This window comes from Sedimentimonas flavescens, assembly GCF_025154035.1.
In the GTDB taxonomy this organism is placed as follows: domain Bacteria; phylum Pseudomonadota; class Alphaproteobacteria; order Rhodobacterales; family Rhodobacteraceae; genus Rhodobacter; species Rhodobacter flavescens.
In genome coordinates, this window is record NZ_JAOALJ010000002.1 from 213143 (window position 1) to 237709 (window position 24567).

A 24567-nucleotide genomic window follows, 5' to 3' on the forward strand; every position below is an offset into this window, starting at 1 on the left:
CGAAACGTGAACGAATGTCCAGCGGCGGCTAGCTGCCGCAGAGCGCCTGCCAAACCACCCAGACCAGCAGCGCGCCATGCGCCACGAGCAGGCACATCACCGCAAGCGAGCCGAGATCCTTGGCATCGCGCGCCGCCTCAGACCATTCGGGCGACACACGATCCACCAGTGCCTCAATGGCGGTATTCAGCGCCTCAACCGCGACCAGCAGGCAAAACAGGATGACGAAGGCAAGGATCACCGCCCCACCAGCCCCAAGCGCCAGATAGGCTGCCAGCAACACAACGAAGGCCAGCACCTCATGCCGGAAGGCGGATTCGCGCGACAGGCGGCGCAACCCGCCGACCGAGTAACGCGCGGCGGCAAACAGATGAGCAAGCCCATGCTTGCGCGGGGGAATCTGATCTGATGACGACATGGGGCCTCCGGGTCAAGCCGACGGTGCACGACGCGGCGTTCCAAGGCAAGCGCATGATGGCCCTTGTCGAGCGCCCCCCGGGCGCCTATCTGTGGGCTCGGCGGTTACTGCTCTTCTCGTGAACGGGGCCCTTTTCCAGTGGCCGATAAGCATTTCCGAGGGGGCTGGCTCTGCCGGGACCGTGGTCTCGGTATCTGGCTCCCACCTGATTTAGTCAGGCTCTCGGGAAATTCACGCCCCCACGGTCGCTGCGGTTTCCGCCACCTTCCCTCAGCGCAAAGAAAAAGCCCCCCGAAACCGGAGGGCCTTGGCGCGCGCTGCGCGAGATGATCAGCGCGGCATCTTGCGGCGCTGCACCGGGGCCTCGACCCGCACGGGCACCATCTGCGCCGAAGCATCCACCGCAGGGATCGCGTCGCGCTTGCCGCCGCCGGAGGCGCCATCGTCATGCCCCATGCGCATGATGCAGATCGCGAACTGCACGCCCGAGAAAACGACGGTGTTGAACACGACTAGCAGCGCCACCGCGATATACCCGATGTCCGAGCTGGAAATCAGGTGCCACAGGTTCGCAACGTTGAACCACAAAAGCAGCCCGACGAATGCGACCGACAGGCCGAGTCCTGCGAAGACGTTGCGAATATAAAGCCGAACGAGTTCAGGCATGGCGACTCCCTTTCCGTTATCCCCAATGTAGCGCAGGATTTGCGAAATCAAACGGTCTATCTCGCCGCAGGGCAGCGGCGCGGCGGAAATCGGCGCAGAGAAAACGCCGAATGCTCGGCAGATCGGCAGTGTCGGGGCTCAGAACGCCTCGGGACGGAATTCATGCGCCATGTGATCAAGCACGGCGTTGACGAATTTCGGCTCTTTCCCGTCGGGGAAGAAGGCGCGTGCGACATCCACGAACTCGGTGATGACCACCTTGGGCGGGGTGCCGGGGTTCAGAAGCTCGGCGCCCGCCGCACGGAACAGTGCGCGCAGCACCGGGTCGATCCGGTCGATCGGCCATTTTGCCACCAGCGCGCGATCCGTCGCCTGGTCGATCTTGGCCTGCCAGACAACCGCGTCATCCATCAGGCGGCGGAAGAGGTTGCCATCGCCTTCGGCCAGTTCATCTCCGCCGTCTTCCAGCGCGGCGCCGAAACGGAAGGTCTCGAACTCGCGCACGACACGGTCCACCCCCTGCCCCGAGGCTTCCATCTGAAACAGCGCCTGCACCGCGTAAAGGCGGGCGGCGGATTTCATCTGGCGCTTTTCTTCAAGCGTGCGCTTCTTCGGCGTTTCGGGGGCGGTGTCGTCGGTCATGCTTGGCTCGGTCCTTCGGTCTCGCCGGCGATGCGGAACGACTCACCCTGCGGGCGGAATCCGATCCCTTTCGTCCGGCCCGCCCATTTGCGCGATAGCGCGACAAGATGCAAGGCCGCAGCGGCCGCACCGCCGCCCTTGTTCTGATCGGCCGGATCGGCGCGGACCTCGGCCTGCTTGCGGTTCTCGACCGTCAGGATGCCGTTGCCGAGGCAAACGCCCTGCAAGCCGAGCATCGTCAGCCCGCGCGAGCTGTCGTTGCAAACAGTGTCGTAATGCGTGGTTTCGCCCCGGATCACGCAGCCAAGCGCGACGTAGCCGTCATAATCGGCCATGCGCGAAGCCATGGCGATGGCGGTCGGAACCTCAAGCGCGCCGGGCACCTCGACCAGATCGACCGTGGCACCCGCCGCTGCGGCCACGGCCATGGCACCCGCCACGAGGTTGTCGGCGATGTCCTTGTAATAAGGCGCGACGACGATCAGCAGACGCACCGGCTTGTCAAAGCTCGGCATCGGCGGGGTGTAGTGCAACTCGTGTCCGGCCATGATCGCCTCCTCAGTATCCGCGCGTGCCCGCGATTTCGAGCCCGTAGCCCTCAAGCCCCACCACCTTCGGCAGGCCCGAATTGGTCAGCAAGACCAGCTTCGACAGACCAAGCGCCGACAGGATCTGCGCGCCAAGCCCGTATTGGCGCAGCGTCTGCGGCGAGGCTTCGCCCGGGCGCGACATCTTCATCGAGGTCTCGCGCAGCAGCACGACAACGCCACGCCCCTCTTCGGCAATGGCCTGCATCGCGCGGCCCATCTCACCCTGCTTAGCGGGGTTGAGGCCCAGCACATCGACCATCGGATCAAGCGCATGCATCCGCACCAGAACCGGCTCTTCGATCGAGATATCGCCCTTGCTCAGCACGATATGCTCGGCGCCCTCGGTCTCGTCGCTGAAGATGCGCATCGACCAGTCGCCGCCGTAAAGCGAATGCACCGCACTGTGCGAGGTTTCGCGCACGAGGTTGTCATAGCGACGGCGATAGGCGATCAGGTCCGAGATCGTGCCGATCTTGAGGCCATGCTTCTGCGCAAAACCGATCAGGTCGGGCAGACGCGCCATCGAGCCGTCCTCGTTCATGATCTCGCAGATCACACCGGCGGGGTTCAGCCCGGCGAGGCGCGAGATATCGACCGCAGCCTCAGTATGGCCAGCGCGCACCAGCACGCCGCCTTCGCGGGCGCGCAGCGGGAAGACGTGGCCCGGGGTGGCAATGTCGGCCTGCCCCTTGCTGGCGTCGATTGCCACGGCAATCGTGCGTGCGCGATCATGGGCCGAGATCCCGGTCGAGACCCCCTCGCGCGCCTCGATTGAGACGGTGAAGGCGGTTTCGTGGCGGCTCGAGTTCGAGGACGACATCAGCGACAGGCCGAGCGCGTCGATCCGCGCGCCGGGCATCGCAAGGCAAATCAGCCCGCGCCCGTGCATCGCCATGAAGTTGATCGCGTTGGGCGTCGCCATCTGTGCGGGGATCACCAGATCGCCCTCGTTCTCGCGGTCTTCGTGATCGACCAGGATGAACATCTTGCCGTTGCGAGCGTCCTCGATGATCTCCTCGACCGAGGAGATCATGTCCGAATAGCTCTGCTCGACCGGGCCGGGTTTTTCGTGATTGCCGGACTTGTCTGCCGGTTGGGTCATGCGTTCCACTCCTGCAGCCGGGCGACATAGCGCGCCAGCGTGTCGATTTCGAGATTGATCCGGTCGCCGGTCTGCGCCTGCCCCCAGGTCGTCACCGCCTTGGTATGCGGAATGATGTTCACGCCGAAGTCGCAGCCCGACACCTCGTTGACCGTCAGCGACGTGCCGTTCAGCGCCACCGATCCCTTGGGCGCGATGAACTTGGCCAGCGCCTCGGGGGCGCGGAAGGTGAAGCGGGTCGAGTCGCCCTCGTCGCGCATCGCCACGATCTGCGCCACGCCATCGACATGGCCCGAGACGATATGGCCGCCCAACTCATCGCCCACTTTCAGCGCGCGTTCGAGGTTGAGCGTGCCGCCCACGCGCCAGTCGCCGATATTGGTCTTGGCGACGCTCTCGGCCGAGATCTGCACGTCGAACCAGTCGGCGCCCTTCTCGATCACGGTCAGGCACACGCCGTTGCAGGCAATCGAGGCGCCGATATCCACGCCGCCCATGTCATAGTGGCAGCCGATCCGCGCGCGCAGATCGCCCGCCTGTTCGAGCGCCCGAACCTCGCCCAAATCGGTAATGATCCCGGTGAACATGGCTCACTCCCCTTGCTTTGCCCCTGCCTAGCCCGCGCCGCCCCCCCACGCAAGACCCGCGCCGCGCCGTCACGCGCGCCGCATTGCACATATGCTGCGCGGATTAACCGGCAAGACACCCGCATGGGTGAAAATCCGTGACAGGCCGGGCGAATTCCGCCACAGAAGCCTCCGAACCCCGAGAGACCGATGACCCGCTACGACACCCGCCAATTCCTGCTGCTGCAAGGGCCGCATGGGCCCTTCTTCTGGCAGTTGGGGCGGATGCTGCGCAGCGCGGGCGCCTCGGTCTGGCGTGTCGGCTTCAACCAAGGCGATGAGGCATTCTGGCGTGACCCGGCAACGCTGATCCGGTTTCAGGACGCGCCCGAGGATTGGCCCGCCCGAATTCGCGATCTGCTGGCCGAGAAATGCATCACCGATCTTGTGCTTTACGGCGACACCCGCCCAATTCACGCGCAGGCTATCGCCGCCGCCCGCGCCGCAGGCATCACCGTGCATGTCTTCGAAGAGGGCTACCTGCGGCCCTATTGGGTCACTTATGAGCGTGGCGGCTCGAACGGGCATTCGCGGCTGATGCAGATGGGCGTGGCCGAAATGCGCACGGCCTTGGCGCAAAGCCAGATCGACTGGCCCGATGCCCCCGCGCATTGGGGTGACATGCGCCAGCACATCTTCTATGGCGCGCTTTATCATTTCTTCGTCATGGCGCTGAACGGGCGCTACCGAAGCTTCCGCCCCCATCGCGCGATCACCGTTCGGCAAGAGTTTCACCTCTACCTGCGGCGACTGCTGTTGCTGCCGCTGCACCGGGTTGAGCGCTGGATCGCCACGGCGCGCATCCGTTGGGGCGGCTTTCCCTATCACCTCGTGCTGCTGCAACTGGAGCATGACGCCAGCTTCCGCGCGCACTCGCCCTTCGCCTCGCAGACCGAGTTCATCGACCTCGTGATGGCCGGGTTCGCCGAGGGGGCCGCGCCGCATCACCATCTGGTCTTCAAGGCCCACCCGCTGGAAGACGGGCGCGCGCCCATAGCCCAGGCGATCCGCATGGCCGCCGAAAAGCACGGCCTTGGTGGGCGCGTTCATTTCGTGCGCGGCGGCAAGCTTGCGCGGTTGCTGGCGCAGGCGCGCTCGGCGGTGACGGTGAACTCAACCGCAGCGCAGCAAGCGCTTTGGCGCGGGCTGCCGGTCCGGGCCTTCGGTCGCGCGGTCTTCGACAAGCCCGAGTTCGTCTCGACCCAACCCCTGCCCGCGTTTTTCGCCGCTCCCGCCCGCCCGGACAGCCGGGCCTATCGCGACTATCGCCACTACCTGCTTGAGACGAGCCAGGTTCCCGGCGGCTTCTATTCGGCGCGCGGACGGCGCGTTTTGTTGCGTCAGGTGGTGGACATGATCCTTGCCCCGCAAGACCCATACGATGCGCTCAGCAACGGGATTGTGGGGCCGCGACAACAATTAAGGGTTGTAAAATGAAGACGCTGGTTTTTACCTCCCCCACCCGCTAGTTTGAGCCCAACTTGAGAAAAGCCCCCCGCAAAGGAGCCCGAGCAGTGCCTCTGTCTTTCAGCCGCAAGGCCCTTACGGCCACCCTTTCGGTTGCCCTTCTGACCACTGCGGCTTGCAGCCTGCCCCGCTCGGGTCCGAAGAAAGACGAGATCCTTTCGGCCTCCGCCCTCGCCGAAAGCAAAGCCTTCGTCGTCCCGATGAGCGACAGCGTCGTGGCCGCCACCTCGGTCGCATCGCAAACCGGCTTTTCCGCGGCCTTCCGCAATGCGGGGCTGATGGGATCGGACACGATCAGCCCGGGCGACACGCTCAACCTTGCGATCTGGGAGAACGTCGACGACGGGCTGCTGGCGCAACAAGGTCTGGGCTCGACGCAGCTTGCCGGCCTGCAGGTCGATGGCACCGGCCAGATCTTCGTGCCCTATGCCGGGCGCATTCAGGCCGCCGGCAACTCGCCCGACGAGCTGCGCCGCATCATCACCGAGAAGCTGGCCACCCAGACCCCCGATCCGCAGGTTTCGGTCACCCGCGTCGCGGGCGACGGCGCCACCGTGTCGATCATGGGCGCGATCGGCGGTCAGGGCGTCTACCCGCTTGAGCGGCCCACCCGTACGCTGGCCACGATGCTTGCGAAGGCGGGCGGCGTTTCGGCCAAGCCCGAGGTCACCAAGATCACCGTCAAGCGCGGCAAGAACACGGGCTCGATCTGGCTGCGCCACCTTTACGCCAACCCGCAGCTTGATATCGCGCTGCGACCGGGCGACGTGATCCTGATCGAGGAAGACCGGCGCGCCTTCATCTCGCTCGGGGCGCTCGGCCAGCAGGCGCGCGTGCCCTTCCAAGTACCCGAGATGTCGGCGCTCGACGCGGTGGCCTCGGTCGGCGGCCTGCAATCGGGCCTTGCCGACCCCACCGGGATCTTCGTCTTCCGTGACGAAAGCGCCCCTGTCGCCGGGCAGATCCTCGGCCGGGCCGATCTGGTCGGCGATCAGCGCATGATCTACGTGCTCGACCTGACTGCCCCCGAGGGGATATTCCTCGCCCGCGAGTTCGACATCCGCGACGGCGACACGGTCTATGTGACCGAGGCCCCCTATGTGCAGTGGCACAAGACGCTATCGGCCCTGACCGGCTCGGTCAGCACGGCCAATTCCCTTGGCTCAATTGTGAACTGATGGCCGGGTGCACCCCAAACGAGGCCGCCGGAGCACTGTCCCGGCGGCTTTATTTTTACAACGCTGGTTTCGCGCTCCAACCCCGGCTGCGTGAGATCCTGCGTGCCGCCGGATGGGATCTGCGCCTCGGTCGCCCCGGTGAAAACGATCGCGTCGTGGTCTGGGGGCGCTCGCTCTACGCCGCGCGGGGCGAGGCCACAGCCGCCCGCCATGGCGTCGGCATCGTGCGGGTCGAGGATGCCTTTCTACGCTCGGTCCGACCCGGACGCGCGGGCGGCGGCGGGCCGCTTGGTCTGTTGATCGACCCCGAGGGGGTGCATTTTGACAGCAGCCACCCCTCGATGCTCGAGCGCATCCTTGCGCGCGACCCGCTCGACGACGGCGCCATCCTGCAACGCGCCCGCGATGGCATGGCACGGCTCAAGCAGGTCGAGCTGTCGAAGTACAACGATTTCGACATGGATCTGCCCGCCCCGGCTCCGGGCTATGTGCTGGTGATCGACCAGATCGCCGACGATGCCTCGATCCGCTTCGGGGGCGCCAATGCCGCGACCTTCCGCGAGATGCTTGCCGTGGCGCAGATCGAGAACCCCGGCGCGCGCATCTTCATCAAGCGCCACCCGGAGACGCTCTCCGGGCACCGCCCCGGCCATTATTCCCAGGCCAATTGTGACGCGCGAACGGAGTTGCTGGATGCGCCGATCTCGCCCTGGAAGCTGCTTGACGGCGCCATCGCGGTCTATACCGTCTCGTCGCAGATGGGGTTCGAGGCGATCTTGGCCGGGCACCGCCCGCGTGTCTTCGGCCAGCCCTTCTACTCGGGCTGGGGCCTGACGCAGGACGAAAACCCCGTTCCGCGGCGCAGCCGCAGCCTGACGCGCGCGCAACTATTCGCCGCCAGTCACATTCTTGCACCGACTTGGTATGACCCCTGCTGCAAACGCCTGTGCAGCTTCGAAGAGGCACTCGACCAGCTTGAGGCCGAAGTGCGCGCCTATCGCGAGGATCGCCTCGGCCATGTGGCCACGGGAATGCGGCTCTGGAAGCGCCGCCACCTGCAAGGCTTCTTCGGCCGCGACCAGGCGCTGCGCTTCGTCAACGATCCGCAGAGGGCGACTGCCAGCGCCCAAGGTTCGGGCCGCAACCTGCTGATCTGGGCAGGCAAGGAACCCGCAGACCTTACCTCCCCTGCCCTGCGGGTCGAAGACGGGTTCCTGCGCTCGCGCGGGCTTGGCGCAGCGCTGACCCCCCCGCTGTCGCTGGTGACCGACCGACAGGGCATCTATTACGACCCGACGCGACCCTCGGATCTGGAAGACCTGATCGCCTCAGAGCCGCCGCCGAGTGGACGCTTGCGCGCCGAGCGGCTGATCGCCCGAATCCGCCGCGCGAACTTGTCGAAATACAACGTCGGCGAGCCGGTCGGTGACCTCCCGCCGGGACCGCGCATTCTGGTTGTCGGGCAGGTCGAGGATGACGCGTCGATCCGCCTCGGCGCGGGCAGTATTTGCACCAATCTTGCACTTCTGGAACTCTGTCGAACGAATAATCCAGACAGAATTATCCTTTTCAAACCTCACCCGGATGTCGAAGCCGGTCTGCGCGCTGGTGCGCTTGCAGATACCGACGCGCTGCGGTTCGCGGGCCGGATCTTGCACAATTGCGATGCCGGAATGTTGTTGGATGCCGTCGATGAGGTCTGGACGATGACCTCTCTACTGGGCTTCGAGGCGCTACTGCGCGGGTTGCCAGTGACCTGCACAGGCGCGCCCTTCTATGCCGGATGGGGCCTGACGCGCGATCTGGGCGAGGTTCCCGCGCGGCGCAAGGCCCGCCCCGATCTATTGCAGCTCGCCCATGCCGCGCTGATCGCCTATCCGCGCTACCGCGATCCGGCCTCTGGCCTCCCCTGCCCCCCCGAGGTGATCGTCGAGCGGTTGGCCACAGGCATCCCCCCCCGGCGTGGACTTGGCAATCGGCTGTTGGCCAAGGCGCAGGGTCTGCTGGCAAGTTACGCTTTTCTCTGGCGGCGCTAGCGCTGGCGCCAGCGGTGCAGCACGTCACCGCCAATCCGAGTCACTTCGACCAGATCGAAGCGTGGCGCATCGGCCAGCCGCTTCAATCCCAAATCACCCAAAGCAGGCCGCGCATCAGCACCGAGGCTCACCCCTGCGGTAAAGCCGATCAGTTCATCCACCACCCCGGCGCGCATCAGTGACGCGGCGAACTGCCCGCCGCCCTCGCAAAAGACGCGGGTCAGCCCGCGCGCGCCAAGCGCCTGCATCAGCGGAGCGGTCCCAAGCCCCCCGGCACCGCAGGGCAATTCGATCAACTCCGCGCCCAGATCCTGCCAGAACTGCCGGGCCTCACGCGGCGCCTCTGCACCATGCACTAGCCACAGCGGCGCCTGATCCAGCGACCCGGCCAGCCGCCCTCGCGGCAGATCGAGCCGGGCCGAAGCGACCACCCGCACCGGCTGGCGCAGCGGCCGGAACCCACGCACTGTCAGCAGAGGATCATCTGCGCGCGCCGTGCCGCCGCCCACCAGAACCGCGTCGAACTGCGCCCGCAGCGCGTGGACGCGCGACCGGGCCTCGGGGCCGGTAATCCACTGGCTTTCGCCATTCGCAAGCGCGATGCGCCCGTCGAAACTGGAGGCGAGTTTAAGCGCCACCCAAGGCCGACCGCGCTCGATCCGGCTCAGGAACCCGGCCTGCAAATCGCGCGCTTCATCCTCAAGCAGCCCTTCGTCAACCGAGACCCCCGCCGCACGCAGCATTGCATGGCCTCGACCCGCGACACGAGGATCGGGGTCGGTCATCGCGCTGACAACCCGCGCGACACCGGCCGCAACAAGCCCCTCGGCGCAGGGCGGCGTCTTGCCGTGATGCGCGCAGGGCTCAAGCGTGACATAGGCTGTCGCGCCGCGCGCAGCCGCGCCCGCCTGATCCAGCGCGCGCCGTTCGGCATGGGGGCGTCCGCCCGGTTGCGTCCAACCACGCCCGACGATCTGCCCCTGATTGACAATCACGCAGCCTACAGCCGGGTTCGGCCAGACATTCCCCAGCCCCCGCGCCGCCAATGACAGCGCGAGGCGCATGAACCGCGTGTCAGCCTCGTTCACTCGGCCTCACCGGTGCTCGGGCGAAGCTCGGAGACGAACTTGTCGAAATCGTCTGCCGCCTGGAAGTTCTTATAAACGCTGGCAAAGCGCACATAGGCAACGGTATCGATGCGGGCCAGCGTTTCCATCACGATCTCGCCGATTACCTTCGAGGGGATGTCGGTTTCGCCAAGGCTCTCAAGTCGCCGCACAATCCCCGATATCATCTGGTCGATGCGTTCCGGCTCGATCGGGCGCTTCTGCATCGAGATCCGGATCGAGCGCTCAAGCTTGTCGCGATCAAAGTCCTCGCGCTTGCCGGAGGTCTTGATTACCACGAGATCGCGCAGCTGCACCCGCTCATAGGTGGTGAAGCGTCCGCCGCAAGCCGGGCAGAACCGTCGCCGCCGAATTGCGACGTGATCCTCTGCCGGGCGGCTATCTTTCACCTGGGTGTCGACATTACCGCAAAACGGGCAGCGCATCGCTTCCCCCTCCGTTCTGTTTCCGCCTTATCTTGGGGTCTGGCGCCCCTCTTATCCACAGGACTATAGGTGCGCACCGACAGTTTGGGTAGCCAAAATCGCGGGCCACCAAATGCGGTGGGCGAACTGTGGCGCGCCGGACTCAGCGCAGGAGCGCCATGACCTCGCGGCGATGGGGTGCGCGGCGATGTTCGAAAAGGTAAATTCCCTGCCACGTCCCGAGCATCAAGCGCCCGGAAACGACGGGAATCTGCAAACTGACCGGAAGCAGCGCGGCCTTGATATGGGCGGGCATATCGTCGGGGCCTTCATAGGTATGGGTCAAGTAGGCCATCTCGGGGCGGTCCGCGGGCGGCACCAGACGGTGAAAGAACTCGGTCATATCGGTGCGCACTTCGGGGTCGGCGTTTTCCTGGATCAGCAGACTGGCCGAGGTATGCCGGACGAACAGTGTCAGCAGCGCCTCTCCGCGCGTCACCTTCCCCACCCAGTCACTGACGTCGTGGGTGAACTCGTACAAACCCGGACCGCGCGTCGCGACCTGGAAGAGCGTGTGCATCACAACCCCGGCTTGAACGGTGCGGCCTGCGCGCGATCCTTGACGTAGATCGCCAGGCACTCTGGGTTGATGTCCATGATCTTGCGCTCTTTGGCGAGGGCGGCATCGACCCCCGCCGCCGAAAGGCCCGTCAGGCGCTGCCCGAGCGGCGCGCGCGAACCATCGCCCACCCCGGTCGCCAGGGCGTAGGTGCCGCCCTCTTCCGCGGTCACGACTGCAAAGCAGGTCCCCGCCTGATCCATCCGCGCCTGGCCGGGTTGCGATGCGCCCTCGACGCAGGCGGAAAGAAGGAAAGGAACAAGCAGAAAAAGGCGGGTCATGGCAAATCTCCGTCGGAATTTCGCCGAGGTTAACAAGCCAGACCGGGCGGCGAAAGGGCGGCACACATCCACGCCGCCATCCAACACAAGAAAAAACGCCCCCTTCCGGGGGCGCCTTTATCACTGATCCAGGAAGCTGCGCAGCTTGCGGCTTCGGCTGGGGTGTTTGAGCTTGCGCAGCGCCTTCGCCTCGATCTGGCGGATACGTTCGCGGGTGACCGAGAACTGCTGGCCGACCTCTTCCAGCGTGTGGTCGGTATTCATGCCGATCCCGAAACGCATCCGCAGAACGCGTTCTTCGCGCGGGGTCAGGCTGGCCAGAACGCGGGTCGTGGTCTCCTTCAGGTTTTCCTGAATGGCCGAGTCGAGCGGCAGGATCGCGTTCTTGTCCTCGATAAAATCGCCCAGCTGGCTGTCTTCTTCGTCCCCGATCGGGGTTTCGAGCGAGATCGGCTCCTTGGCGATCTTCATCACCTTGCGCACCTTCTCAAGCGGCATTTGCAGCTTTTCGGCCAGTTCTTCCGGCGTCGGCTCGCGGCCGATTTCGTGCAGCATCTGGCGGCCGGTGCGCACCAGCTTGTTGATCGTCTCGATCATGTGCACCGGAATACGGATGGTGCGCGCCTGATCGGCGATCGAGCGGGTGATCGCCTGACGGATCCACCAGGTCGCGTAGGTCGAGAATTTGTAGCCGCGGCGGTATTCGAACTTGTCCACCGCCTTCATCAGGCCGATGTTGCCTTCCTGAATAAGATCAAGGAATTGCAAGCCGCGGTTGGTGTATTTCTTAGCGATCGAGATGACCAGACGCAGGTTGGCCTCGACCATTTCCTTCTTGGCCTGCCGGGCTTCTTTCTCGCCCTTCTGCACCTGGTTCACGATGCGGCGGAATTCCGAGATGTCCACGCCGACATACTGGCCGACCTGCGCCATTTCGTTGCGCAGATCCTCGACCTTGTCGGTGGATTTCTCGAACAGCATCTGCCAGCCGCGCCCGCCCTTTTCGATCATGCGATCGGCCCAGGTCGGGTCCAGCTCGTAGCCGCGATACTCGTCGATGAACTCGCGGCGGTTGATGCGGGCGGCATCGGCCAGCTTCACCATGGCCGAGTCGATCGACATGATCTTGCGGTTGATGCCGTAAAGCTGGTCGATCAGCGCCTCGATACGGTTGTTGTGCAGATGAAGCTCGTTCACGAGCAGCACGATCTCTGAGCGCAGCTTCTGATAGGCGGCCTCTTCGGAGACCGAGAAGGTGCCATCCTCGTTCAGCGTGGCCGACATCCGCAGATCCTGCATCTCGGCCAGCGTGGCATAGTCGCGCGCGATGATTTCCAGCGTCTCAAGCACCTTGGGCTTGAGCGCGGCTTCCATCGCCGCAAGGCTCATGTTCGAGCCTTCGTCGTCCTCATCGTCGTCATCCGAGCGGATCGGGTTGCCGTCGGCGTCCAGCTCCGGCTCGTCCGAGGATTGCTTGGGCTGCGCGGTGCCAGCCTCAAGCCCCTCAACCACCGGCTCATCCATGTCGTCGTCGTCATCGAGCGAGCGCCCAAAGGTCGTCTCAAGGTCGATCACATCGCGCAGCAGGATGTCTTCGTTCAGAAGTTCGTCGCGCCAGATGGTGATGGCCTGGAAGGTCAGCGGGCTTTCGCAAAGCCCCGCGATCATCGTGTTGCGGCCAGCCTCGATGCGCTTGGCGATGGCAATCTCGCCCTCGCGCGACAGAAGCTCGACCGAGCCCATCTCGCGCAGGTACATGCGCACCGGGTCGTCGGTGCGGTCAAGCGTCTCTGCCGTGGTCGTCGCAACCGCGACCTCGCGCGAGCCAGACGCGGCTTCGACAACAGCACCGCCATCGCTGTCGTCGGCCTCTTCGGCCTCAATCACGTTGATGCCCATTTCCGAGAGCATCGACATCACATCCTCGATCTGATCGCCCGAGACCTGATCCGGGGGCATCACCGTATTCAGCTGATCGTAGGTGATGTAGCCACGTTCCCGCGCCTCGGCGATCATCCGCTTCACGGCGGCCTTCGACATGTCGAAGGAGGTGTCGTCGTCGTTCGCGGTTTCGGGCTTGTTTTCGTCGATGTCTTTTGCGGCCATGGGGACTCCTCGGTCGAACTGCGGGGCGGGCTTGGGCCTCGTCACCCAGACAGGATCGAATCATATCCTGCGGTTGTATCGAATCGCGGAGGCGAATCACAGGGCCGAATCATTGCCCCCTCGCGCCCGCCGCGCCTAGTTCTTGCGTTTGCGCCAGATTTCCCCGTCGATCATGGCCTGAAGCTGCGCCGACAGTGCCGCGCGGTCCTCGCCCATGTCCGATGTATCGTCCAGCTTCGATTGCTTGGCCCGGTTGCGGGCCGTCGTGGCCTGAGTGATGCGCCAGGTGACGCCCTCATCTGCCAGACCTTCCAGATCCTCCATCGCTTCGGCCACCTCGGCGCGCACCGCCCGTTCGGCGGCCAGCTTGGCCAGTTCCTCGGCCAAACACAGCCGCGCCAGATCGGCATCCTCGCGTTTGAGCACCGGGGGCGCAGTGCGCACATGGGGCAGCCCCATCAGCTTTTCAAGGTCAGCGCCCGCCCCGGCAAGAAGCCGTTCCGAGATTTCGTCGGGGCTTTCATGACCATGCAGCAGCATCAGGGTGCGCAGCCGGTCATGCGTCGGATCGCTCAGCGGCACTTTCTCAAGCTGGCTTTCGAACTGCGCGATCAGCACCGGATGGGTGGTCAGGATCGCCAGCACCATTGCCTCGCGCAGGCGGTCGGTCACCCGCTCGTCCGAAGCCGCCGCAAGCGCCGTCGAGCGCGTCATCGGCAGGGGGTGAACGGGCTGCGCCATCCAGCCGCCCTTACCCACCCCTCGCGCCGTACGCGGCACATAGCTGCCCAATGGCGCCGGGCCACGGCGCATGTCGAACAGCTCGGCCCGCAGGCGTTTGATCTCTTCGCCGTAATGCGCCTTGATCGAGGGATCGGCGATGCGCTTGATATGCTTGCGCAAATCCTTGTCCAGCGCCGCCTTGCGTTCGGGGCTGTCGAAGACCTTGCCCTCGATCGCACGTTGCCAGAGCAGATCGACCATCGGCTTGGCGGCGTCGAGCACCCGCTCCATCGCCTCGCGCCCCTCGGCCTTGATCAGATCATCGGGGTCCTGCCCGCCCGGCATGATGGCAAACCGCAGCCCCTTGCCCGCCTCCAGCAGTGGCAGCGCCAGATCGATGACCCGCAGCGCCGCGCGGATACCCGCCGCGTCGCCATCGAGCGCGATGATCGGCTCGTCATGGATGCGCCACATCAGGCGCAGCTGATCTTCGGTGACCGCGGTGCCAAGGGGGGCCACCGCACCGCCAAAGCCCGCCTGAGCCAACGCGATCACATCCATATAGCCCTCGGCCACGATCAGCCGCCCGCCCTTGCCGCAGGCCTCCCGCGCGGGTCCGTGGTTGTAAAGATTGCGGCCCTTGTCGAACAGTTCGGTCTCGGGCGAGTTCAGGTATTTGGCATTGTCATTGGGGTCCATCGCCCGCCCGCCAAAGGCGATGCAGCGCCCGCGCGCGTCGCGGATCGGGAACATGATCCGGTTGCGAAAGACGTCATAGGGGGCCTTGCCCTTGGTGCTGGCCTTGGCAAGCCCTGCGCCCAGAATCAGATCCTCGGCAATGCCCTTGGCGCGTAACGCGTCCCACAACCCCTGCCAGCCATCGGGCGCAAAGCCGATCTCGAAGCGCGCCTGCGCATCGGCCGACAGCCTGCGCCGCGCCAGATAATCGCGCGCGGCCGCCCCGCCCTGGGTGGACAGCGACATGCGGAAGAACTTGACGGCCTCTTCCATGACGGCGGCCAATTCGCTGCGCCGGTCGGCCTTCTTCTCGGCCACCGGATCGCGCGCGGGCATCGGCATCCCAGCCTCGCGCGCAAGGATCTCGACCGCCTCCATGAAGCCCACGTTCTCGGTCTCGCGCACGAAACTCAGCGCGTCGCCCTTCGCGTGACAGCCGAAGCAATAGTAATAGCCCTTGCGGTCATCGACGTGGAACGAGGCCGATTTTTCGTGATGGAACGGGCATGGCGCCCACCAGTCGCCCTTGCCCTGGTTCGACTTGCGCATATCCCATACGACCTTGCGCCCGACCACTTGCGAGATCGAGACACGGTTGCGCAATTCATCGAGAAACCCGGGCGGCAGACTCATACCCTCTATATTGGCCGGGACGGCCCCGGAGTCGAGGGGTGCCAGCGCCTGTGCAAAAGCGAACAGCGGCTCTGCCGCCCTGCCCATTTGCGCAAAGCAGCCGCTGCCCTACCTTTAGGCCAACGCGATCCTTTTACAGGAGGCATCCATGTCCATCCGCCCTGTTCTCGAAACCCGCCGCGCCAAACCCACGATGGAGGGCGCCGGCGTGCGTCTGCACCGCGCCTTCGGCTTCACCGACCCGTCCGAGCAAGACCCCTTCCTTATGTTCGACGACTTTCGCGGCGATCACCCGTCAGACTATATGGCGGGCTTTCCCTGGCACCCCCATCGCGGGATCGAAACCATTACCTATGTTTTGGCAGGCTCGGTCGAGCATGGCGACAGCCTCGGCAACGCGGGCTCGCTCGGCGCGGGCGACGTGCAGTGGATGACGGCAGGCTCGGGCATCTTGCACCAGGAAATGCCCTCGGGCGACACGCAGGGCCGGATGCACGGCTTTCAGCTCTGGGCGAACCTGCCCTCGAACCTCAAAATGACCGCTCCGCGCTATCAGGACATCAAGGGCACCGACATCCCCGAGGTGATCGACGATGACGGCACGCGCGTGAAGGTGATCACCGGCGCATTCTGGGGCCAACGCGGCCCGGTGGACGGCATCGCCGCCGATCCGCAATATCTCGACATCTTCGTCCCCGCTGGCCTCAAGAAGGTCTTCCGCATCGACACCTATCGCCGCGCCTTCGCCTATGTCTTCGACGGCTCGGCCTTCTTCACAGACGCCTCCGCCCCCACCGGCGTGCTGCTCGAAAAAGAGGTGATGGGCCAGGAGGTCAATATCCGCGACATGTCAGGCAACCGCACGCTGGTGCGCTTTGGCTCAGGCGACGAGGTCACCGTCAAGGCGGGCGAAAAGGGCGTGCGCTTTCTGCTCATCTCGGGCGCGCCGATCCAGGAACCCGTCGCCTGGCACGGCCCCATCGTGATGAACACCCAAGAAGAACTGATGCAGGCCTTCCGCGAGTTGCGCAACGGCACCTTCATCAAGCCCGCACACTGACCAAGGCCCTTTCGGCTTTGCATAAATATCCCGGGGGTGAGGCCGCAAGGCCGAGGGGGCTGGCCCCCTCTCCCCATCCGCAAGCTCAGCCGCTGACCGCCTTGCGCACCATGTCCCAGTAGATGTCCTCGACGGTCGCGCGGCTCAGGCGCCCGCCCTCGCGGAACCAGGTATTGACCCCGGTCAACATCGCAATGATCGCCATGGTCGCAAGCTTGGTATCAGGCACCAGGAAGGCCCCGGCGGCCTGCCCCGCCTTCAGGATATTTTCCAGCTCCGTCTCATAGGCCCGACGCAGCCCCTCGATCACCGCGAAGTTCTCGGGGCTAAGGTTGCGCAACTCCATGTAGCTCAGAAACACCGCCTCGGGGCGCTCGCCGTTGTAGCGGATGTGAAAGCGCACGAAGGTTTCCAGTGCCCCGACAGGCGACTCGCCACCCCGCTTTTCCTGCCACGCCGCGATCAGCCCATCCATGTGATCCTTGAGCAGATCGAACAGCAGCGCCTCCTTGTCGGGGGTGTAAAGATAGAGCGCCCCTGCCTGCAAACCCACCGCCGCCGCGATCTGACGCATCGACACCGCAGCAAAGCCATGACGCGCAAACAACTTCATCGCCTCCGCGCGAATGCGCGGGCCGGTGATTTCGGAATGAGAGCCGGTTTTGCGTGCCATGGCGCCACGCTAACTGAACGCACGTTCATTATCAAATCCCTTCGCCCTTCCCTCTGGCATTGCCCGCGCGCGCGCAATATCGTGGCGCGAAAAGGAGCCACCATGCCCCGCCTCGTCTGCCTTGCCCTGATCCTCGCACTGGCCGCCTGCTCGGCTGGCTCGGATGCCGATTATCCCAGCCTGCTCCCGACCAGCGCCCTGCTTGGCGACGCGGCGCTCACTCCCGATCCCGCGCCGGGGCTAGAGGCCCGCGCCGCCGACCTGCGCGCCCGTGCCGATGCTTTGCGCGCGCCCGTTGTGCCCGAGGGCGAATTGCCCGCAAACTAGGTCTTCCCTCCGTTGCAAGGCCGTCCCTTTCCCGGTAACAGACCAGCAGACCATTCAACTTGACGAGGTTCCCATGTCTGCCGTTTCCGCCTCTCCGCTCCGCCTTGGCATCGCGGGGCTCGGCACCGTGGGCATTGGCGTCGTCAAGATCGTGCAGCGCCACGCCGAGATGCTGGAGGCCCGCACTGGCCGCCAGGTGGTGATCACCGCCGTCTCGGCCCGCGACCGCACCAAGAACCGCGATGCGGACCTGTCGGGCTATGCCTGGGAAACCGACCCGGTCGCCCTTGCGACACGCGATGACGTCGATGTCTTCGTCGAGCTGATGGGCGGCCACGAGGGCGCGGCCAAGAACGCGACCGAGGCCGCGCTGCGCGCCGGCAAGGATGTCGTGACCGCGAACAAGGCGCTTTTGGCGCATTACGGACAGGAACTGGCCGAGATGGCCGAGGCCGCAGGCCGCGTGATCCGCTATGAGGCCGCCGTTGCAGGCGGCATTCCGGTGATCAAGGCCCTGACCGAGGGCCTTGCGGGTAACCAGCTGCGCCGCGTCATGGGCGTGATGAACGGCACCTGCAACTACATCCTGACCCGGATGGAGACGGCGGGCCTGCCCTATGACACCGTCTTCGAAGAGGCACGGCAACTGGGCTATCTCGAGGCCGACCCGAACCTTGACGTTGGGGGTATCGACGCGGGCCACAAGCTCTCGATCCTCGCCGCCATCGCCTTTGGCACCAAGGTGTCGTTCGACGACGTGGTGCTGGAAGGGATCGGCCGGATCTCGATCGACGACATCCGTCGCGCGGGCGACATGGGCTACAAGATCAAGCTTCTGGGCGTCGCACAGATGACCGGCCGCGGGCTTGAGCAGCGCATGACGCCCTGCCTCGTGCCCGACAGCTCGCCCCTGGGTCAGCTTCACGGCGGCACGAATATGGTGGTTCTGGAAGGCGACTCGGTCGGGCAGATCGTGCTGCGCGGCGCGGGCGCGGGCGAGGGCCCGACGGCCTCGGCGGTCATGGGCGACGTGGCCGATATCGCGCGCGGCCTGCGCCTGCCGACGTTCGGCGTCCCGGCCACAAAACTGGCCGAGCCGACGCCCGCCGCCGTCTCGGCCCCGGCGCCCTATTACCTGCGCCTTGAGCTGATGGACAAACCCGGCGCGCTGGCCAAGGTGGCCTCGGTTCTGGGCGATGCGGGCGTATCGATCTCGCGTATGCGCCAGTATGGTCATGCCGATACCTCGGCCCCGGTGCTGATCGTGACGCACAAGACCACGCGCGACGCGATCGACGTGGCGATCGGCCGCTTCCCCGCGACCGGCGTGGTCGAAGGCGAACCCGTCGCCATCCGCATCGAAGAAATCTGACGAGGCGGGCGATGTTCAGCCATGTGACACTGGGCATCGCCGACCTGACCCGCGCCCGCGCCTTCTATGCCCCGCTGATGGAACTGCTGGGCCTGCGCCTGCGCTTCGACAGCGACGACGAGGGCTGGATCGGCTGGCAGCCCGCAGAAGGCGGGCGCCCGCTTTTCATCGTGACCCGTCCCCTCGATGGCCGCGCGCCCACACACGGCAATGGTGCGATGGTAGCCTTCCTTGCCCCCAACCGCGCGGCGGTGGACGCCGCCTACCTGCATGCCCTTGCGCATGGCGGCACAGACGAGGGCGCCCCCGGCCTGCGCCCGCACTACCACCCCGACTATTACGCCGCCTATTTCCGCGACCCTGACGGAAACAAGCTCTGCACCGTCTGCCATACGCCGGTTTGACGTGCTCGCGGCCTCGTTAGCGATCTCAGGCTTGTAGTTTGGGGCCTAACTGGCTTACCTGTGCCCGGCCCTTCGCTCTGGCAGACAGGAACACAAGATGACCTCCCCCACCGATTTCAACGACCGCATGCTTTCGCTCGGGCTTGCCCGCGTGTCTGAAGCCGCGGCCCATGCCTCCGCCCGCCTGATCGGCCGCGGCGATGAGAAGGCCGCCGACCAGGCCGCCGTCAACGCCATGCGCGACCAGCTCAACATGCTCGACATCAAGGGTGTCGTCGTGATCGGCGAGGGCGAGCGCGACGAGGCCCCGATGCTCTATATCGGTGAAGAGGTCGGCACCGGGAACGGCCCCGCCGTGGATATCGCACTCGACCCGCTCGAAGGCACCACGCTGACCGCCAAGGACATGCCGAACGCGCTGACCGTGATCGCCATGGCGCAGCGCGGCACCCTGCTGCACGCCCCCGACGTCTACATGGACAAGCTGGCCATCGGCCCGGGCTACCCCAAGGATGTCGTCAGCCTCGAAATGACCCCGACCGAGCGCGTCTTGGCGCTGGCCGCCGCGGGCGGCGTGAAGCCCGAGGACATCACCTGCTGCATCCTCGAGCGTCCCCGCCACGAAGACCTGATCGCCGAAGTCCGCGAGACCGGCGCCGCGATCCGCCTGATCACCGATGGCGATGTGGCTGGCGTGATCCACTGCGCCGAGGCCGAGATCACCGGCATCGACATGTACATGGGCTCGGGCGGTGCGCCCGAAGGCGTTCTGGCGGCCTCGGCGCTGAAATGCATGGGCGGCCAGATGTGGGGCAAACTGCTGTTCCGCAACGATGACGAGCGGGGCCGCGCGGCCAAAGCCGGCATCACCAACCTCGACAAGATCTACGCCCGCGACGAGCTGGTCACCGGCGACGTGATCTTTGCCGCGACCGGGGTCACCAACGGCTCGATCGTGCAGGGCGTCAAGCGCGAGCCGAACTACATCGAGACCGAGACGATCCTGATGCGTTCCAAGACCGGCTCGGTGCGCCGCATGATCTATCGCAACCCGATCAAGTAAGGCGCCGATCCGCGCGTTATGAAAGCCCCGCCACGGCGGGGCTTTTCGTTTTGGCAGATTTTGCGTAGACCAAGGATATGAACGCATTCCTTGGTGTAGATCTGTCCCTGACGGGGCGCCGCTGGATTGGCCCCACGGCCGAGGCCGACCGGCTGGCCGAGGCCATGGTGCAGGAAACCCGCCTGCCCCTGCCGCTGGCGCGCATCCTTGTCGCGCGTGGCGTGCCCCCCGAGGATGCCGCGAGCTTTCTTGAACCCACCCTGCGCGAGTTGCTGCCCGATCCGCGCCAGATGAAGGACATGGAGACCGCCGCCGCACGCTTCCTGCGCGCCCTACGCGAGGGCGAGAAGATCGCCGTCTTCGCCGATTACGATGTCGATGGCGGCTCCTCTGCCGCGCTTCTGCTGACATGGCTGCGCCATTTCGGGCGGCAGGCGACGCTTTACATCCCCGACCGGATAGACGAGGGCTATGGCCCAAACGTCCCCGCGATGCAGGCGCTCGCGCGCGAGCATTCGCTGATCGTCTGCGTCGATTGCGGCACACTTAGCCATGAACCTATCGCAGCGGCAAAGCCCGCCGATGTGGTCATCCTCGACCACCACCTGGGCGGCGAGACCCTGCCCGATTGCGTGGCCTGCGTGAACCCCAACCGGCAGGACGAAAGCGGTGATCTGGGGCATCTCTGCGCAGCCTCGGTCGTTTTCCTGATGCTGGTCGAGGCGAACCGGCAGTTGCGCGCCGAGGGCACGAAGGGGCCCGACCTGATGGCGCTTCTGGATCTGGTGGCGCTGGCGACCGTCGCCGATGTGGCTCCGCTTGTAGGCGTGAACCGCGCGCTGGTGCGGCAGGGCCTCAAGGTCATGGCGCGGCGCGAGCGGCCCGGGCTGCGGGCGCTGGCCGATGTGGCGCGCATGGACAAGGCGCCAAGCGCCTATTCGCTGGGGTTCCTGCTTGGCCCGCGGGTGAACGCGGGCGGGCGTATCGGCGCGGCCGATCTGGGCGCGCGGCTGCTGGCCACCACCGACGAGACCGAGGCGCAGATGCTGGCCGAGCGTCTCGATCAGCTCAACACCGAACGCCGCGAGATCGAGAATCGGGTCCGGGACGCGGCGCTCGCGCAGGCCGAGGAACGCGGCCTCGATGCGCCGCTCGTCTGGGCGGCGGGCGAGGGCTGGCATCCGGGCGTCGTCGGCATCGTCGCTGCGAGGCTGAAAGAGGCCACCAACCGCCCCGCCGTGGTAATCGGGCTTGAGGGCGGGATCGGCAAGGGCTCGGCCCGCTCGGTCTCGGGCGTCGATCTGGGGGCGTCGGTGCAGCGCGTCGCGGCCGAGGGGCTGCTGCTCAAGGGCGGCGGGCACAAGATGGCCGCAGGCCTGACCGTGGCCGAAGACCGCATCGACGCAGCCATGGCCCGCCTGTCCGAGTTGCTGGAGCGTCAGGGCGCGGGCACAGGCGGGCCGCGCGATCTGCGCCTTGATGGTCTGCTTCTGCCCGGCGCCGCCACCCCCGCCCTGATCGACGAGATTGACAAGGCCGGCCCCTTCGGCCAGGGCGCCCCCGCCCCGCGTTTCGCCTTCCCGGCGATGGAGATCCGCAGCCCTCGCCAGATCGGCGAAACCCATCTGCGCTTCACCTTTTCCGACGGCATGGGGGCGCGGATCGACGCGGTCTCGTTCGGAGCTTTCGACGGGCCACTTGGCCCCGCGCTTTCGAATCCCGGCAGCGCGCGTTTCCACCTTGCCGGGCGGCTTGAGATCAACACATGGGGCGGCCGGACCAAGGTTCAGCTGCGCCTTGAGGACGCCGCGCGGGCGGAATAATCCCGCATACAAAGGCGTTTCGCAAACGCCCGAAACGAGTTTGAGATTTCTCGAAAAAACCTCTTGCGCGTCCAAACGGGCTGCCGTATGAACCGCCCCACGCTGCAAGGATGGCCCGTTCGTCTATCGGTTAGGACGTCAGGTTTTCAACCTGAAAAGAGGGGTTCGACTCCCCTACGGGCTGCCAATCCTGCGACGTGCCAGCGCGGCCCGTTCGTCTATCGGTTAGGACGTCAGGTTTTCAACCTGAAAAGAGGGGTTCGACTCCCCTACGGGCTGCCACGCTTTCCCAGATAAAACAGACGCCGCATCGACCCGAGAGGGCCGACGTGTGTTTTTCGCCCAAGCCCATGACATAAAACAAAAAAGGCGGCCCTTGTCGGACCGCCCAGTGATGCATTTGCATGTCGCTCAGACGTGGCGGGTCATCCCTGCCCCGGTCTCTCCGCTGTTACGCAGCAAAAGCGCGTCCAGCGACAGCCGCCCCGGCCCGCCCGAGATGAGGCCAAGGAAACAGGCCGCCCAGATGCCATGCACGGGCCAGGCGTCAGGATAAACGAAGACCTGGATCACCGTAGTCATCCCCAAGAGCGCCAGCGCCGCCAGCCGTGTCCCCAAGCCCAGAACCAGCAGGATCGGCAGCGTCAGTTCGGCGCTGGTGGCCATCACCGCGGCAAGCTTGGAGGGGATCAGCGGTAGGGCGTATTCGTGCTCGAACAGGAAATAGGTGCTCTCCTTGATCGAGAAGCCTTCGATCTTGGTCTGCCCCGAGGCCCAGAAGGTCCAGGCCGGGAACAGGCGTAGCGCAAGGCCGGCAATATCCCAGGGCATCCGGGCCAGCAGCGCGTCGGCGCGGTTCAACAGGTTCAGCATGTGCAGTCCTCCCATCCGATGATTGCGCCCGCCGCGAAGAGGCGGAACAGGATTGGCCCGACGTCAAAGCCGGGCTCGGCCGTCGCTGCGGCCTCGGCCGCGCGGATCAGCGGCGCTTGCCCCAACAGTTCACGCGCAAAGGCCGCCTCGCCCGGGCCAAGTGCCCAGACCGGCACGTCAAGCTTGCGATCGCGCAGCACCAGCGCCGTCTCGGGGCGGTCCTCGATCTCTTGCGGGGCGGCGCCGGGCTGGTTCGCGGCCCAGATCGCGCGGATCGCGTGACCCGAGGCGATCAGGGTGACCGACGGGTGCAGCACCAGCCGGATTGCATCGGCCCGCGCCGCAAGCGCACCCAGATCGGCGGGGGCTAGCGCGGGCAGGTCTGCGGCGTGATAGGCCTGCCCCCGCGCATATTCGAGCCGCGCGACATCGGGCAGATAGGGCAGCGCCGCGACCGGTGGAAAACCTTCCAGAAATTCGGCGAAGCCCTCCCCCCAGGCAAACAGCATGGGCGAGTTCGGCGGGTCGGCCTCGACATAGACACGCGCCATGGCGTTGAAGAAATCTGCGCCAACGAGGCGCACGATCACCGGAAAGCGGGCCGCCAGCGCGCGGCCAAGCGAATGCAGCACGTTGTTCCGATAGACAGCGAACCGCTGCTCGGCCTCGGCCGGATCGCGCGCGGTTACGCCTTGCGGCAGCTCACCATCGAAGATGCCCCGGCGAAACGACTGCGCGAAGGCTTCATGCGCAGACATGGGTCCGCTCCGCTTGGGGCGCATGGGCGCGCAGGATACGGGCTGCCCGGCGGGCCTCGTCCAGCAGGACCGGGTAATCGGGCACGTCGTTATCCCACTCGATCAGGCTGGGCAGCGGCCCGGTGCGGGCGATGACCTCGTCAAACAGCGTCCAGACCGGATCGGCCACCGGCGCGCCGTGGCTGTCGATCAGCAAGGGCCCCGAGGGCAGTTCCTCAACCGCGTGACCGCCCAGATGAATCTCGCCCACCTGATCAAAAGGAAAATCGGCCAGATAGGCGCGCGCATCGGTGCGGTGGTTCGTGGCCGAGACAAAGACGTTGTTCACGTCGAGCAGCAGTCCGCAGCCGGTGCGCTGCGCGATGGCGCGCAGGAACTCGGTCTCGGGGATGGTCGAGGTTTCGAAAAGCACATAGGTCGAGGGGTTTTCCAGAAGCATCCGGCGCCCGAGGGCTTCTTGCACCTCATCGACATGGTCGCAGACGATGCGCAGGGTTTCGTCGGTATAGGGCAAGGGCAGCAGGTCATTGAGATAGGCCTCGCCGTGGCTCGACCAGGCCAGATGCTCGGAAAAACTCTCGGGTTGGTAGCGATCGACCAGCGCGCGCAGCCGCGTCAGATGCGCCGTGTCGAGCCGCCCCGGTCCGCCGATCGACAACCCCACGCCATGCAGCGAGATCCCGAAATCGGCGCGCAGCGCGGTCAGCATCGCATGCGGCGGGCCACCCGCGCCCATGTAATTCTCGGCATGGATCTCGAAGAACCCCAGATCGGGGTCACAGGCGATCTGCGAGAAATGCTCGGGCTTGAAGCCAAGGCCGGGGCGTGCGGGAAGCTGGGTCATCGTCTCTCTCCTGA

The 24567-nt window shown here is 65.7% G+C and carries 25 protein-coding genes, 2 tRNA genes and 1 other RNA gene; 12 read left to right on the top strand and 16 right to left on the bottom strand.

What is annotated here, in order from left to right:
- Positions 1-28 precede the first annotated feature (28 nt).
- Positions 29-418 carry a diacylglycerol kinase gene (locus N3C64_RS04380; RefSeq protein WP_260012265.1) on the bottom strand — a complete coding sequence of 130 codons (390 nt, stop codon included), beginning with the start codon at positions 416-418 and terminating at the stop codon, positions 29-31.
- 101 nt (positions 419-519) lie between these two features.
- Here N3C64_RS04380 and ssrS point away from each other — a divergent pair.
- Positions 520-679, top strand: a non-coding RNA gene (gene ssrS, locus N3C64_RS15290) — 6S RNA.
- 69 nt (positions 680-748) lie between these two features.
- Here ssrS and N3C64_RS04385 read toward each other — a convergent pair.
- From N3C64_RS04385 to N3C64_RS04405, 5 genes are all read right to left on the bottom strand, one after another.
- A complete protein-coding gene (locus N3C64_RS04385; RefSeq protein WP_218628579.1) occupies positions 749-1084 on the bottom strand; it encodes a hypothetical protein in 336 nt (111 codons plus the stop codon).
- A 138-nt stretch (positions 1085-1222) separates the two neighbouring features.
- A complete protein-coding gene (nusB, locus tag N3C64_RS04390; protein ID WP_260012268.1) occupies positions 1223-1726 on the bottom strand; it encodes a transcription antitermination factor NusB in 504 nt (167 codons plus the stop codon).
- Positions 1723-2274, bottom strand: coding sequence for a 6,7-dimethyl-8-ribityllumazine synthase (locus N3C64_RS04395; protein ID WP_218628581.1), 552 nt, complete (start codon positions 2272-2274; stop codon positions 1723-1725). Before N3C64_RS04395 ends, nusB begins: the two co-directional genes overlap by 4 nt.
- Positions 2275-2284: 10 nt before the next feature.
- Positions 2285-3418, bottom strand: coding sequence for a 3,4-dihydroxy-2-butanone-4-phosphate synthase (gene ribB, locus N3C64_RS04400; protein ID WP_260012271.1), 1134 nt, complete (start codon positions 3416-3418; stop codon positions 2285-2287).
- Entirely contained in the window at positions 3415-4005 is a 591-nt protein-coding gene (locus tag N3C64_RS04405; protein WP_260012272.1) for a riboflavin synthase, read from the bottom strand. Before N3C64_RS04405 ends, ribB begins: the two co-directional genes overlap by 4 nt.
- A 189-nt stretch (positions 4006-4194) precedes the next feature.
- Here N3C64_RS04405 and N3C64_RS04410 point away from each other — a divergent pair, with 189 nt between their 5' ends.
- The 3 genes from N3C64_RS04410 to N3C64_RS04420 all read left to right on the top strand — a co-directional run bounded on the left by N3C64_RS04410 (position 4195) and on the right by N3C64_RS04420 (position 8725).
- On the top strand, positions 4195-5481 hold the full coding sequence (locus N3C64_RS04410) for a capsule polysaccharide biogenesis protein (RefSeq protein WP_260012273.1): 1287 nt from the start codon (positions 4195-4197) through the stop codon (positions 5479-5481).
- Between the two features lie 77 nt (positions 5482-5558).
- The gene (locus N3C64_RS04415) at positions 5559-6689 is read left to right on the top strand and encodes a polysaccharide biosynthesis/export family protein (protein ID WP_375546093.1); all 1131 of its coding nucleotides are present in this window, start codon (positions 5559-5561) and stop codon (positions 6687-6689) included.
- The gene (locus N3C64_RS04420; protein ID WP_260012275.1) at positions 6689-8725 is read left to right on the top strand and encodes a capsule polysaccharide biogenesis protein; all 2037 of its coding nucleotides are present in this window, start codon (positions 6689-6691) and stop codon (positions 8723-8725) included. Before N3C64_RS04415 ends, N3C64_RS04420 begins: the two co-directional genes overlap by 1 nt.
- Here N3C64_RS04420 and ribD read toward each other — a convergent pair.
- The 6 genes from ribD to dnaG form a co-directional block, all read right to left on the bottom strand.
- Complete coding sequence (ribD, locus tag N3C64_RS04425) at positions 8722-9813, bottom strand: bifunctional diaminohydroxyphosphoribosylaminopyrimidine deaminase/5-amino-6-(5-phosphoribosylamino)uracil reductase RibD (RefSeq protein ID WP_260012277.1); 1092 nt, start codon at positions 9811-9813, stop codon at positions 8722-8724. The two genes, N3C64_RS04420 and ribD, sit on opposite strands and share 4 nt — an antisense overlap.
- On the bottom strand, positions 9810-10277 hold the full coding sequence (gene nrdR, locus N3C64_RS04430; RefSeq protein WP_218628588.1) for a transcriptional regulator NrdR: 468 nt from the start codon (positions 10275-10277) through the stop codon (positions 9810-9812). Before nrdR ends, ribD begins: the two co-directional genes overlap by 4 nt.
- A gap of 142 nt (positions 10278-10419) precedes the next feature.
- Positions 10420-10836 (bottom strand): secondary thiamine-phosphate synthase enzyme YjbQ, encoded by a 417-nt coding sequence (locus N3C64_RS04435; protein WP_218628589.1) that lies wholly within the window; start codon positions 10834-10836, stop codon positions 10420-10422.
- Positions 10836-11156, bottom strand: a complete 321-nt coding sequence (locus tag N3C64_RS04440) for a hypothetical protein (protein ID WP_260012284.1) — start codon at positions 11154-11156, stop codon at positions 10836-10838. The genes N3C64_RS04435 and N3C64_RS04440 overlap by 1 nt, the downstream gene beginning before the upstream one ends.
- A 120-nt stretch (positions 11157-11276) precedes the next feature.
- Entirely contained in the window at positions 11277-13262 is a 1986-nt protein-coding gene (gene rpoD, locus N3C64_RS04445) for an RNA polymerase sigma factor RpoD (RefSeq protein WP_218628591.1), read from the bottom strand.
- Positions 13263-13397: 135 nt separating this feature from the next.
- Entirely contained in the window at positions 13398-15356 is a 1959-nt protein-coding gene (dnaG, locus tag N3C64_RS04450; RefSeq protein ID WP_260012286.1) for a DNA primase, read from the bottom strand.
- A 148-nt stretch (positions 15357-15504) separates the two neighbouring features.
- Here dnaG and N3C64_RS04455 point away from each other — a divergent pair, with 148 nt between their 5' ends.
- Entirely contained in the window at positions 15505-16416 is a 912-nt protein-coding gene (locus N3C64_RS04455) for a pirin family protein (protein WP_260012289.1), read from the top strand.
- Positions 16417-16501: 85 nt separating this feature from the next.
- Here the strand turns inward: N3C64_RS04455 and N3C64_RS04460 are convergent, their stop codons facing one another.
- Positions 16502-17089 (bottom strand): TetR/AcrR family transcriptional regulator, encoded by a 588-nt coding sequence (locus N3C64_RS04460; protein ID WP_218628594.1) that lies wholly within the window; start codon positions 17087-17089, stop codon positions 16502-16504.
- A gap of 102 nt (positions 17090-17191) precedes the next feature.
- On the opposite strand from N3C64_RS04460, the gene N3C64_RS04465 reads away from it, so the two are divergent.
- The 7 genes from N3C64_RS04465 to N3C64_RS04495 all read left to right on the top strand — a co-directional run bounded on the left by N3C64_RS04465 (position 17192) and on the right by N3C64_RS04495 (position 22360).
- Positions 17192-17416: a hypothetical protein gene (locus N3C64_RS04465; protein WP_260012293.1), complete on the top strand. Its 225-nt coding sequence runs from the start codon at positions 17192-17194 to the stop codon at positions 17414-17416.
- Positions 17417-17489: 73 nt separating this feature from the next.
- Positions 17490-18788, top strand: coding sequence for a homoserine dehydrogenase (locus tag N3C64_RS04470; protein WP_260012296.1), 1299 nt, complete (start codon positions 17490-17492; stop codon positions 18786-18788).
- Between the two features lie 11 nt (positions 18789-18799).
- Positions 18800-19192 carry a VOC family protein gene (locus tag N3C64_RS04475; protein WP_260012298.1) on the top strand — a complete coding sequence of 131 codons (393 nt, stop codon included), beginning with the start codon at positions 18800-18802 and terminating at the stop codon, positions 19190-19192.
- A 97-nt stretch (positions 19193-19289) separates the two neighbouring features.
- The gene (glpX, locus tag N3C64_RS04480) at positions 19290-20255 is read left to right on the top strand and encodes a class II fructose-bisphosphatase (protein ID WP_218628598.1); all 966 of its coding nucleotides are present in this window, start codon (positions 19290-19292) and stop codon (positions 20253-20255) included.
- 77 nt (positions 20256-20332) lie between these two features.
- Entirely contained in the window at positions 20333-22078 is a 1746-nt protein-coding gene (recJ, locus tag N3C64_RS04485; RefSeq protein ID WP_260012301.1) for a single-stranded-DNA-specific exonuclease RecJ, read from the top strand.
- A 112-nt stretch (positions 22079-22190) separates the two neighbouring features.
- Positions 22191-22265, top strand: a tRNA-Glu gene (locus N3C64_RS04490).
- 20 nt (positions 22266-22285) lie between these two features.
- A tRNA-Glu gene (locus tag N3C64_RS04495) sits at positions 22286-22360 on the top strand.
- A 129-nt stretch (positions 22361-22489) separates the two neighbouring features.
- Here the strand turns inward: N3C64_RS04495 and N3C64_RS04500 are convergent.
- The 3 genes from N3C64_RS04500 to bufB are packed head-to-tail and all read right to left on the bottom strand — an operon-like array spanning position 22490 to position 24553.
- Positions 22490-22951, bottom strand: a complete 462-nt coding sequence (locus N3C64_RS04500; RefSeq protein WP_236020995.1) for a DoxX family protein — start codon at positions 22949-22951, stop codon at positions 22490-22492.
- On the bottom strand, positions 22945-23709 hold the full coding sequence (locus N3C64_RS04505) for an HvfC/BufC N-terminal domain-containing protein (protein WP_260012304.1): 765 nt from the start codon (positions 23707-23709) through the stop codon (positions 22945-22947). The genes N3C64_RS04500 and N3C64_RS04505 overlap by 7 nt, the downstream gene beginning before the upstream one ends.
- Positions 23696-24553 carry an MNIO family bufferin maturase gene (gene bufB, locus N3C64_RS04510; RefSeq protein ID WP_260012309.1) on the bottom strand — a complete coding sequence of 286 codons (858 nt, stop codon included), beginning with the start codon at positions 24551-24553 and terminating at the stop codon, positions 23696-23698. The genes N3C64_RS04505 and bufB overlap by 14 nt, the downstream gene beginning before the upstream one ends.
- Between the last annotated feature and the right edge of the window lie 14 nt (positions 24554-24567).